The following is an 11079-nucleotide window of genomic DNA, read 5'->3' as shown; positions in this document are numbered from 1 at the left end:
TAGGAGCGCAAGGAATGTCCTCACTGCTACGCGCCGCTGCACTAGGGCTGGTACTGGCCGGCATTGCCGGCTGTACCTCCAAACCGGTGCTCAACCCCTCGGAACAATTGGCTGCTGCCACCCCTTACACCCAGCAGCAGGTCCAGCAGGCGATCCTCAAGGCCATCGTCGAGCGTGGCTGGACGGCCCGGTCGGTCGGCGCTTCGGTCATTCAGGCTGACATCACCGTGCGCAATACCTTCTACGCCGCCGTGGACATCCACTACAGCGCCAGCCAGTTCCGCATCGATTATCGCGACAGCCGCGAACTGGGGTATGACGGCGGCAAGATCCACCGTAACTACAACCGCTGGGTCTACAACCTGGACCGCAGCATCGTGCGCCAGCTCAACGCACTGTCCGCCGATCAGCTTCTGCAACGCAGCAACGCCTCATCCAACCACTGACCAAGGAAGAACCCGATGCGCTTGAAAACCCTGACCGCCGCTACCGCCCTGCTGCTGGCTGCCCTGCCCGGCCTGAGCCAGGCCCGCGACACGGCGTTGTACCTGCCGTTCGAAAAGGTGGTGCAGCAGATGCTTGCCGAGAAGAAGCTCGATGGCTCGGTCAAATTCTACCTGGCCGGCGTAAAGCCGCGCGGCAAGGTCACCGTGATCAGCCCTAACTCGGTCACCAACAAGAAAACCAACGCCTTCAACAAGAGTGACGAGGCTGCCTGCGAGTGGGCCCTGCAGTCCGCGTTGCTGACCTTGCAGGACGCTGCCCGCAAGGCCAACGCCAATGCGGTGACGAACATCGCCAGCTACTACAAGCGCAACGAACGCAAGGACGCTTCCACTTACGAATGCCACGCCGGTGCAGTGATTGCCGGTGTTGCACTCAAGGGTGACCTGGCCCGCGTCAACTGATGATCCGCTCTGCTCACCGGTCAGGTTTCACCCCTGAACCTGCCCGGTGAGCAGCTCGGCAAACGCCTGAGCCATCGCTGACCTGCGGGACTGGCGCTGTACCAGCCAGACCGCCGAGGTGGCCTGCTCGTCCAGCAAGGTGCGGTACACCACGCCCTCAATGCGCATGCGCTGATAGGACGCCGGCAGCACCGACACCCCAAGCCCCGCCGACACCAGGCCGATGATGGTCATGGCCTCCCCTGCCTCCTGCGCAAAGTGGGGACTGAAACCCGCCTGGCGCGCCAGCTCCAGTAACTGCGCGTACAAACCACTGCCGTAGCTACGCGGAAAGAACACGAAGGGCTCGTGGGCCAACGCTGCCAGGTGCACACCCTGTTCGGCGCCGTTGGCCAGCGCATGAGAGGCGTTGATCACTGCCACCAAGGGCTCACGAAACAGCTCGGTCGCCACCAGGCCGTCTGCCAGCGGCATGGGCCGCATTAGCCCCACTTCGATGGACTCGTCGAATACGCCCTGCGCCACTTCGCGGCTGCTCATTTCCATGAGGTTCAGGTGCACGGCAGGAAAGCGCTGCCGGAATGCATGAATCGCCTTGGGAATTTTGGAGGTGAACGGTGCCGAGGAGGTGAAGCCGATCTTCATCTCACCCAGTTCGCCCAACTGTGCGCGCCGGGCGACATCGGCGGCCTTTTCGACCTGCGCCAACACCTGGCGAGCCTCTTCCAGAAACAGTCGCCCGGCCTCGCTGAGCTCGACACGGCGGTTGGTCCGCTCGAACAGCCGCGCCCCGAGTTCTTGCTCGAGCGCCAGAATCTGCTGGCTAAGCGGCGGCTGCGAAATGCCCAGGTGCTGAGCCGCCCGGCCGAAGTGCAATTCTTCGGCAACCGCGACGAAATAGCGTAAATGGCGCAGCTCCATCACCCACCCCTCATAGGTTGTGAAACGTCTTAATTAGGTCGAACAATATATTGGACCTAATTATTAGCCAGCTATATGATTTTTTCACTGCCTCTGAGGTACTTGCCTGTGAAAACCGCTGTAGCCCTTGTAGCGACCAAACCCGAACCCGAGCCCATGACCTCGAACGACGCCTGGATCGAAAAAGGCACGCCGGCCTTCATGAGAACGGTGCTGGCGCTGTTCAGCGGCGGCTTCGCTACCTTTGCCCTGCTTTACTGCGTCCAACCGATGATGCCCTTGCTGTCGAAGGAGTTCGGCATCAACGCTGCACAGAGCAGCCTGGTGCTTTCGGTTTCGACCGGCATGCTGGCGCTCGGTCTGCTGGTCACAGGCCCGATTTCCGACCGCATCGGCCGCAAGCCGGTAATGGTGGCGGCGCTGGGCTGCGCGGCCTTGTCCACGATAGCCAGCGCGGTGATGCCGACCTGGGAGCTGGTCCTGGCAACCCGGGCACTGGTCGGGTTGTCGTTGAGCGGGCTGGCGGCGGTGGCCATGACCTACCTCAGTGAAGAAATCCACCCACAGCACATCGGCCTGGCCATGGGCCTGTACATCGGCGGCAATGCCATCGGCGGCATGTGCGGACGCCTGATCACTGGCGTGCTGATCGATTTCGTCAGCTGGCACGCGGCACTGCTCACCTTGGGAAGCCTGGCGTTGCTGGCGGCGATCGTGTTCTGGAAGGCATTGCCCGAGTCGCGCAACTTCCAGCCCCAGACCCTGAACCCACGCACGCTGGTCAACGGGTTCCTCATGCACTTCAAGGACGCCGGCTTGCCCTGGCTGTTCCTCGAAGCCTTCCTGCTCATGGGCGCCTTCGTCACTCTGTTCAACTACATCGGCTACCGCTTGCTGGCCGAGCCTTATCACATGAACCAAGCCCTGGTGGGTTTGCTGTCGGTCGTCTACCTGTCCGGCATCTACAGTTCGGCCCAGGTGGGCGCACTGGCTGACAGGCTGGGGCGGCGCAAGGTGTTCTGGGCCAGCATCGTGGTCATGGGCGGCGGCTTGCTCATGACCCTGACCCAGCCGCTGTCACTGATCATCCTGGGCATGCTCGTCTTCACCTTCGGCTTCTTCGGGGCTCACTCGGTGGCCAGCAGCTGGATCGGGCGCCGGGCGCTGAAAGCCAAGGGCCAGGCCTCTTCGCTGTATCTGTTCTGCTATTACGCCGGTTCAAGCGTGGCGGGCACGGCGGGCGGGGTGTTCTGGCATCATTGGGGCTGGAATGGTATTGGCCTGTTCATTGGGAGCTTGCTGGCGGTGGCCCTGATGGTGGCGTTGCGCCTGAGCACCTTGGCGCCAAAGGCCGCCTGAAGGCTGGGGGCAGGCCGGTTCACGGCGCGGCGGACTCGCCAAGAACCGGCCTGCCTGCGACAGGAGTGCTGGATCAGTTGATGATCTCGACACGGTCCACGTCCACCTCGCGGCTCATCAAGTGTTTCTCGACTTCACCAGTGAGCTTGACCTTGGTCTTGTCATTGAATGGCGTGGCTGGCAGGTCCTCGTCATCGATCTCGACCGTGATGGTGCCGGTGCTGTCCTTGAATTCGTATTTGTCATCGTTGTCGAGCTTGCGGGTTACGTAGCCCTGCAAGACCACCGGGGTATCGTCTGCGGCCTCGCTGGCAGCGGCCACGGTGGAAATCGACTGCGCGCCAGGGCCGGTGTAGCCACCTGAAGCCAATGCAGCGGTGCTGAACAGGGGGGCAAGGATCAGGGCAAGATAGCGTGCTTTCATGGGGGCGGGTCCTATCTGTGTTGGAGTAGGACCAGCCTAGCGAGCACCGCTGAATTGAAACTTAATGCGACAGCCTTGCTGCATTCAGCCCCAGTCGGGCCATGCAGCGTAATGCGCTGTCACAACCGGTTCACTGGTGATACTGCGCCGACAGCTCGTGCACGGCATTGATGAAGGCGCCCGCGTTTTCAGGGTCGACCTCCGGCGTGATGCCGTGGCCCAGGTTGAACACATGGCCGCTGCCATGGCCGTAGCTGGCCAGGATGCGCGCCACTTCCGCACGAATGGCCTGCGGCCGGGCATACAGGACGGTCGGGTCCATATTGCCCTGCAAGGCGACCTTGTCACCTACCCGGCGACGGGCATCGCCGATGTCGCAGGTCCAGTCCAGCCCCAGGGCATCGGCCCCGGCATCGGCAATGCTTTCCAGCCACAGGCCACCGTTCTTGGTGAACAGGATGACGGGGACTTTGCGCCCGTCATGTTCGCGAATCAGGCCGCTGACGATTCTGCGCATATAGGCCAGGGAGAATTCCTGATAGGCCGCCGACGACAGGTTGCCGCCCCAGGTATCGAAGATCTGCACGGCCTGGGCTCCGGCCAGGATCTGCCCATTGAGGTACGTGGTTACCGACTGCGCCAGTTTGTCCAGCAACAGGTGCAGTGCCTGTGGGTTGTCGTAGGCCATGGCCTTGGTCTTGCGGAAATCCTTGGAGGAGCCGCCTTCGACCATGTAGGTGGCCAGGGTCCAGGGGCTGCCGGAGAAGCCGATCAGAGGCACGCGGCCATTGAGTTCGCGGCGGATGGTACTGACCGCGTCCATCACATAGCCCAGGTCTTTCTGCGCGTCGGGAACAGGCAGCGCCTCGATGTCGGCCGGGGTGCTGACCACCTTCCGAAAACGCGGACCTTCACCGGTTTCGAAATACAGGCCCAGGCCCATGGCGTCCGGGATGGTGAGGATGTCCGAGAACAGGATCGCCGCATCCAGCGGGTAACGGTCCAGCGGCTGCAGGGTCACTTCGCAGGCGAACTGCGGGTTCTTGCACAGGCTCATGAAGTCGCCGGCCTTGGCGCGGCTGGCGCGGTACTCCGGAAGATAGCGGCCGGCCTGGCGCATCATCCATACCGGGGTGACGTCAACGGGTTGCTTGAGCAGAGCACGCAGGAAACGGTCGTTCTTCAGGGCAGTCATGTCGGCATCCGGAAAAATAGTGGGGGCATTTTCTCAGACACCGACACAAAAGGCACGGTCGGGGCCATGCGTTTTGTTTTTTGCGTGCTTCAGGTCAAGCATTCCTGGGCAAGCCCGGGCGTCTGCCCCAGGCAAGTGAGGCCGCCCAGCGACCCCACCTTACCTGCCAGGGCGCTTAGACTTCCAGGTAGTCCAGAATGCCTTCTGCAGCGGTACGCCCTTCGAAAATCGCGGTCACGACCAGGTCCGACCCGCGCACCATGTCGCCACCGGCGAACACTTTCGGGTTGCTGGTCTGATGCTTGAACCTGCTCTTCTCCGGCGCCACGACACGGCCCTGGCTGTCGAGCTGGATATCGTGCTGCTCGAACCAGGAGGCGGGGCTGGGGCGGAAGCCGAACGCGATCACCACCGCATCGGCCGGCAGGATCTCTTCAGAACCCGGGATTGGCTCCGGGCTGCGGCGCCCGCGCGCATCAGGCTCGCCCAAACGGGTCTCGACCACCTTCACGCCCTCCACCTTGTCCTCGCCAACGATGGCGATGGGCTGGCGGTTGTAGAGGAACTTCACCCCTTCTTCCTTGGCGTTCTTCACTTCCTTGCGCGAACCCGGCATGTTGGCTTCGTCGCGGCGGTAGGCACAGGTCACCGTCTGGGCACCCTGGCGAATCGAGGTACGGTTGCAGTCCATGGCCGTGTCGCCACCGCCCAGGACCACGACTTTCTTGCCCTTCATGTCGACGAAATCTTCAGGCGACTTCTCGAAGCCCAGGTTGCGGTTGACGTTGGCGATCAGGAAATCGAGGGCATCGTGCACCCCTGGCAGGTCTTCGCCAGGGAAGCCGCCTTTCATGTAGGTATAGGTACCCATACCCATGAAGACCGCGTCGTACTCGGCCAGCAACTGTTCCATGGTCACGTCCGTGCCCACGTCAGTGTTGAGGCGGAACTCGATACCCATGCCGGTGAAGACTTCGCGGCGATTGCTGAGCACGCTCTTTTCGAGCTTGAACTCAGGGATACCGAAGGTCAGCAAGCCGCCGATTTCAGGATTCTTGTCGAACACCACGGGCGTCACGCCAGCGCGCACCAGCACGTCTGCGCAGCCCAGACCAGCCGGGCCGGCACCGATGATGGCCACGCGCTTGCCGGTAGGCTTGACCTTGGACATGTCCGGGCGCCAGCCCATGGCGAAGGCCGTGTCGGTGATGTACTTCTCCACCGAGCCGATGGTCACGGCGCCGAAACCGTCGTTCAGGGTGCAGGCGCCTTCACACAGACGGTCCTGTGGGCATACGCGCCCACAGACTTCGGGCAAGGTATTGGTCTGGTGCGACAGCTCGGCGGCCGCCAGGATGTTGCCCTCGGACACCAGCTTCAACCAGTTGGGGATGAAGTTGTGCACAGGGCACTTCCACTCGCAATACGGGTTACCGCAGCCCAGGCAACGGTGCGCCTGTTCAACGGACTGCTGCGGCTTGAAGGGTTCGTAGATTTCCACGAACTCTTTCTTGCGCTGGCGCAGCAATTTTTTCTTCGGGTCCTTGCGGCCCACTTCGATGAACTGGAAGTCGTTGTTCAGACGTTCAGCCATTTTTCAAAACCTCTTAACAGCAGCCGCACGCTACACGCTGCAAGCCGCAAGACGATCACTTGAGCCGGGCAAACCCTGGGCTGCTCCGGTCGAGCGCCCAGGGTTGGTCACGTGCAGCTGTTTACTGCGGGTTGGCGCGGGTGCTGGACAGCAGTTGCTTGAGGTTGGCGGCCTTGGGCTTGACCAACCAGAAACGTCGTACGTAGTCGTCCAGGTTTTCGGAGAGCTCGCGCCCCCACTCGCTGCCGGTTTCATCCACATACTCGGCAAGAACCCGCGCCAGGTGGCTGCGGTAAGCCTCCATCGCTTCACCACTGATGCGCTGGATTTCCACCAGTTCGTGGTTGAGCTTGTCGACGAAGCTGTTGTCCATGTCGAGCACGTAGGCGAAGCCGCCCGTCATGCCAGAGCCGAAGTTGTAACCGGTCTTGCCCAGGACGCAGACGAAGCCGCCGGTCATGTACTCACAGCAGTGATCACCAGTGCCCTCTACCACGGCGTGGGCACCAGAGTTGCGAACAGCGAAGCGCTCGCCCGCCGTACCGGCAGCGAACAGCCTGCCACCGGTGGCGCCGTACAGGCAGGTGTTGCCGACGATTGCGCTGTGCTGGGTTTCGAACGGGCTGCCGGCCGGCGGCACGATGGTGACCTTGCCACCGGTCATGCCTTTGCCGACGTAGTCGTTGGCATCACCCTCGAGGTACAGGTTCAGGCCACCGGCGTTCCAGACGCCGAAGCTCTGGCCTGCGGTGCCTTTGAAACGGAACGTGATCGGCGTACCGGCCATGCCCTGGTTGCCGTACAACCGCGCGATCTCACCGGACACACGCGCACCGATGGAACGGTCGCAGTTGCAGATGTCGAGCGCGAACTCGCCACCGGCCTGGTCACGCACCGCCGGCATGGCCATTTCGACCATCTTCTCGGCAAGCTCGCCCTTGTCGAAAGGCGGGTTCCTGTCCACCTCACAGAACTGCGGCTTGTCGGCCGCAATGTGCGAGCTGCCCAACAGCGGGGTCAGGTCCAGGTGGTGCTGACGCTCGGTGTCGCCCGGCAGCACTTCGAGCAGGTCGGTGCGCCCGATCAGCTCCCCAAGGCTGCGTACGCCTAGCCTTGCCAGCCACTCACGGGTTTCCTCGGCAACGAAGGTAAAGAAGTTGACGACCATGTCGACCGTGCCGATGTAGTGATCCTTGCGCAGCTTGTCGTTCTGGGTAGCCACGCCGGTTGCGCAGTTGTTCAGGTGACAGATACGCAGGTACTTGCAACCCAGCGCGATCATTGGCGCAGTGCCGAAGCCGAAGCTCTCGGCCCCCAGGATGGCCGCCTTGATGACGTCCAGGCCGGTTTTCAGGCCGCCGTCGGTCTGCACCCGCACCTTGCCGCGTAAATCGTTGCCACGCAGGGTCTGATGAGTCTCGGCCAGGCCCAGTTCCCATGGCGCGCCCGCATACTTGATCGAGGTCAGTGGCGACGCACCCGTGCCGCCGTCGTAGCCCGAGATGGTGATGAGGTCGGCATAGGCCTTGGCCACGCCAGCGGCGATGGTACCGACACCCGCCTCGGCCACCAGCTTGACCGAAACCAGCGCCTGCGGATTGACCTGCTTGAGGTCATAGATCAGCTGCGCCAAGTCTTCAATCGAGTAGATGTCGTGGTGCGGTGGAGGCGAGATCAGCGTCACGCCCGGTACGGCGTAGCGCAGCTTGGCGATCAGGCCGTTGACCTTGCCGCCGGGCAGCTGACCGCCCTCGCCGGGCTTGGCACCCTGGGCCACCTTGATCTGCAAGACTTCGGCATTGACCAGGTATTCAGGGGTCACGCCAAAGCGGCCGGTTGCCACCTGCTTGATCTTGGAACTCTTGAGGGTGCCATAGCGCGCCGGGTCTTCTCCGCCTTCGCCGGAGTTGGAGCGCGCGCCCAGGCGGTTCATCGCCTCGGCCAAGGCTTCGTGAGCTTCTGGAGACAGCGCACCCAGCGAGATACCGGCAGAGTCGAAGCGCTTGAGGATGGCGTCGAGCGGTTCGATCTGCTCCAGCGGCAACGGCTGGTCAGCCACTTTGACCTTCAACAGGTCGCGGATCATCGACACCGGGCGCTGATCGACCAGCGTGGTGTATTCCTTGAACTTGGCGAAGTCGCCCTGCTGCACGGCGGCCTGCAGGGTGTTGACCACGTCGGGGTTGTAGGCGTGGTATTCGCCACCATGGACGAACTTCAGCAAGCCACCTTGCTGAATCGGCTTGCGTACGCTCCAGGCCTCGGCAGCCAACAGCTTCTGGTCACTTTCCAGATCGACGAAGCGCGCACCCTTGATACGGCTCGACACACCCTTGAAGCTCAGCCCGACCACTTCCTCGGCAAGACCGATGGCTTCGAACAACTGAGCGCCCCGGTAGGAGGCGACCGTGGAGATGCCCATCTTCGACAGGATCTTGAGCAGGCCTTTGGAGATGCCCTTGCGGTAGTACTTGAACACCTCGTCCAGATCGCCCAGCACTTCGCCAGTGCGGATCAGGTCGGCCAGCACTTCATAGGCCAGGTACGGGTACACCGCCGAAGCCCCGAAGCCCAGCAGCACGGCGAAGTGGTGCGGGTCACGGGCGGTGGCGGTTTCCACCAGGATGTTGCTGTCGCAACGCAGGCCTTGCTCGGTCAAGCGGTGATGCACTGCACCTACGGCCAGCGAAGCATGCACCGGCAGCTTGCCAGGGGCGATGTGGCGGTCGCTGAGTACCAGTTGCGTCTTGCCCGCGCGCACGGCTTCTTCTGCCTGGTCGGCGATGTTGCGGATAGCCGCTTCCAGCCCAACGGCCTCTTCGTAGTTCAGGTCGATCAGCTGGCGCTCGAAGCCGTCACGCTCCAGGTTCATCAGCGAGCGCCACTTGGCCGGCGAGATGACGGGCGAGCTCAGGATGACGCGCGAGGCATGCTCCGGCGACTCCTGGAAAATGTTGCGCTCGGCGCCTAGGCAGATCTCAAGCGACATCACGATCGCTTCGCGCAGCGGGTCGATCGGCGGGTTGGTGACCTGGGCGAACTGCTGGCGGAAGAAATCGTATGGCGAGCGCACGCGCTGCGACAGCACGGCCATCGGCGTGTCGTCCCCCATCGAACCGACCGCTTCCTGGCCCTGTTCACCCAAGGGGCGCAGCACTTGGTCACGCTCCTCGAAAGTGACCTGGAACATCTTCATGTACTGCTTGAGCTGGTCAGCGTCGTAGCTGGCCACACCCTGGTCGTCGGTCAGGGTCGCCTGAATCCGCGTGGCGTGCTGACGCAGCCAGCGCTTGTACGGGTGGCGGGACTTGAGACGGTCATCGATGGCATCGGTGTCGAGGATCTGTCCGGTTTCGGTGTCCACCGCCAGGATCTGCCCGGGTCCGACGCGGCCTTTGGCCAGTACTTCATCGGGCTGATAGCCCCACACCCCGATTTCCGAGGCAATGGTGATGTAGCCGTTGGTGGTGGTGACCCAACGCGCCGGACGCAGCCCATTGCGATCGAGCAGGCACACTGCGTGGCGACCTTCGGTCATCACGATGCCGGCCGGGCCGTCCCAGGGTTCCATGTGCATGGAGTTGTATTCATAGAAGGCGCGCAGGTCGGCATCCATGGTCTCGACGTTCTGCCAGGCTGGCGGCACCAGCATGCGCACGCCACGGAACAGATCGATACCGCCGGTCACCATCAGTTCGAGCATGTTGTCCATGCTCGACGAGTCTGAGCCGACGCGGTTGACCAGCGGGCCTAGCTCCTCGAGATCGGGGATCTGGTCATTGGCGAACTTGGTACGCCGGGCCATGGCCCAGTTGCGGTTACCTGTGATGGTATTGATTTCGCCGTTATGGGCAAGGAAGCGGAAGGGCTGCGCCAGCGGCCACTTCGGCAGGGTGTTGGTGGAGAAGCGCTGGTGGAACACGCAAATCGCGGTTTGCAGGCGCTCGTCGCTCAGGTCCGGGTAAAACGCAGCCAGGTCCCGCGGCATCATCAAGCCTTTGTAGATGATGGTCTTGTGCGAGAAGCTGCAAATGTAGTGGTCGGCGTCATGGGCATTGGCTACCGACGAACGGCGGCGGGCGCTGAACAGCTTGATGGCCAATTCCTGGTCGCTCAGGCCGTCGCCGCCGATGAACACCTGCTCGATTTGCGGCAAGCGTTCCAGGGCTAGGCGACCCAGCACGCTGGTGTCGATCGGCACCTTGCGCCAGCCCACCAGTTGCAGGCCAGCCGCGCGGATTTCACGGTCCATGTTGGCGCGGGCCGCTTCTGCCTTTATCGGATCCTGGTTGAAGAACACCATGCCGACGGCGTACTGCCTGGGCAGTTCGACGGCAAAATGTTCCTGGGCCATGGCACGCAGGAACTGATCGGGCTTCTGCATCAACAGCCCGCAACCGTCGCCGGTCTTGCCGTCGGCGTTGATACCGCCGCGGTGCGTCATGCAGGTCAATGCCTGCATGGCGGTTTGCAGAAGGTGGTGGCTGGGCTCGCCCGTCATATGGGCGATCAGGCCGAAACCACAGTTGTCCTTGAATTCTTCGGGATGGTACAGACCTGTTTTCATAGACACATTCTCACCAGGTTCACCCCTCAACGGAGGCAAATCTCTTTTTTTAACAACCACTTACCATCCACGCCGATCAAACGCCAGCTTTTTTGCGGTGGCCATGGAAAA

At 62.4% G+C, this 11079-nt stretch carries 8 protein-coding genes; 3 read left to right on the top strand and 5 right to left on the bottom strand.

Features of this window, described 5'->3' with window-relative positions; all coding sequences use genetic code 11:
• Positions 1 to 14 precede the first annotated feature (14 nt).
• Both FH041_RS18865 and FH041_RS18860 read left to right on the top strand, forming a co-directional pair.
• Complete coding sequence (locus FH041_RS18865; protein ID WP_027913519.1) at positions 15 to 446, top strand: hypothetical protein; 432 nt, start codon at positions 15 to 17, stop codon at positions 444 to 446.
• Between the two features lie 15 nt (positions 447 to 461).
• Positions 462 to 908, top strand: a complete 447-nt coding sequence (locus FH041_RS18860) for a hypothetical protein (protein WP_027913518.1) — start codon at positions 462 to 464, stop codon at positions 906 to 908.
• A 27-nt stretch (positions 909 to 935) separates the two neighbouring features.
• Here the strand turns inward: FH041_RS18860 and FH041_RS18855 are convergent, their stop codons facing one another.
• Positions 936 to 1829 carry a LysR family transcriptional regulator gene (locus tag FH041_RS18855; RefSeq protein ID WP_027913517.1) on the bottom strand — a complete coding sequence of 298 codons (894 nt, stop codon included), beginning with the start codon at positions 1827 to 1829 and terminating at the stop codon, positions 936 to 938.
• A gap of 156 nt (positions 1830 to 1985) precedes the next feature.
• On the opposite strand from FH041_RS18855, the gene FH041_RS18850 reads away from it, so the two are divergent.
• On the top strand, positions 1986 to 3188 hold the full coding sequence (locus FH041_RS18850) for an MFS transporter (RefSeq protein ID WP_372237577.1): 1203 nt from the start codon (positions 1986 to 1988) through the stop codon (positions 3186 to 3188).
• A gap of 73 nt (positions 3189 to 3261) precedes the next feature.
• On the opposite strand, the gene FH041_RS18845 is transcribed toward FH041_RS18850, so the two are convergent.
• From FH041_RS18845 to gltB, 4 genes are all read right to left on the bottom strand, one after another.
• Positions 3262 to 3612 (bottom strand): YgiW/YdeI family stress tolerance OB fold protein, encoded by a 351-nt coding sequence (locus FH041_RS18845; RefSeq protein ID WP_023532560.1) that lies wholly within the window; start codon positions 3610 to 3612, stop codon positions 3262 to 3264.
• A gap of 130 nt (positions 3613 to 3742) precedes the next feature.
• Positions 3743 to 4807, bottom strand: coding sequence for a uroporphyrinogen decarboxylase (gene hemE / locus FH041_RS18840; RefSeq protein ID WP_027913515.1), 1065 nt, complete (start codon positions 4805 to 4807; stop codon positions 3743 to 3745).
• Between the two features lie 175 nt (positions 4808 to 4982).
• Complete coding sequence (locus tag FH041_RS18835) at positions 4983 to 6401, bottom strand: FAD-dependent oxidoreductase (RefSeq protein WP_027913514.1); 1419 nt, start codon at positions 6399 to 6401, stop codon at positions 4983 to 4985.
• Between the two features lie 121 nt (positions 6402 to 6522).
• Positions 6523 to 10968, bottom strand: a complete 4446-nt coding sequence (gene gltB, locus FH041_RS18830; protein WP_027913513.1) for a glutamate synthase large subunit — start codon at positions 10966 to 10968, stop codon at positions 6523 to 6525.
• Positions 10969 to 11079 lie beyond the last annotated feature (111 nt).

This window comes from Pseudomonas sp. SWI7, from assembly GCF_006351945.1.
Lineage (GTDB): Bacteria > Pseudomonadota > Gammaproteobacteria > Pseudomonadales > Pseudomonadaceae > Aquipseudomonas > Aquipseudomonas fulva.
The sequence above is the reverse complement of the archived record's forward strand: the minus strand, read 5'-3'. Positions and strand labels throughout refer to the sequence as shown.

Coding starts and splice junctions, on each gene's coding strand:
- FH041_RS18835 (WP_027913514.1), bottom strand. CDS start 6,401: ATGGCTGAACGTCTGAACAACGACTTCCAGTTCATCGAAGTGGGCCGC.
- FH041_RS18850 (WP_372237577.1), top strand. CDS start 1,986: ATGACCTCGAACGACGCCTGGATCGAAAAAGGCACGCCGGCCTTCATG.
- FH041_RS18845 (WP_023532560.1), bottom strand. CDS start 3,612: ATGAAAGCACGCTATCTTGCCCTGATCCTTGCCCCCCTGTTCAGCACC.
- FH041_RS18860 (WP_027913518.1), top strand. CDS start 462: ATGCGCTTGAAAACCCTGACCGCCGCTACCGCCCTGCTGCTGGCTGCC.
- hemE (WP_027913515.1), bottom strand. CDS start 4,807: ATGACTGCCCTGAAGAACGACCGTTTCCTGCGTGCTCTGCTCAAGCAA.
- FH041_RS18865 (WP_027913519.1), top strand. CDS start 15: ATGTCCTCACTGCTACGCGCCGCTGCACTAGGGCTGGTACTGGCCGGC.
- gltB (WP_027913513.1), bottom strand. CDS start 10,968: ATGAAAACAGGTCTGTACCATCCCGAAGAATTCAAGGACAACTGTGGT.
- FH041_RS18855 (WP_027913517.1), bottom strand. CDS start 1,829: ATGGAGCTGCGCCATTTACGCTATTTCGTCGCGGTTGCCGAAGAATTG.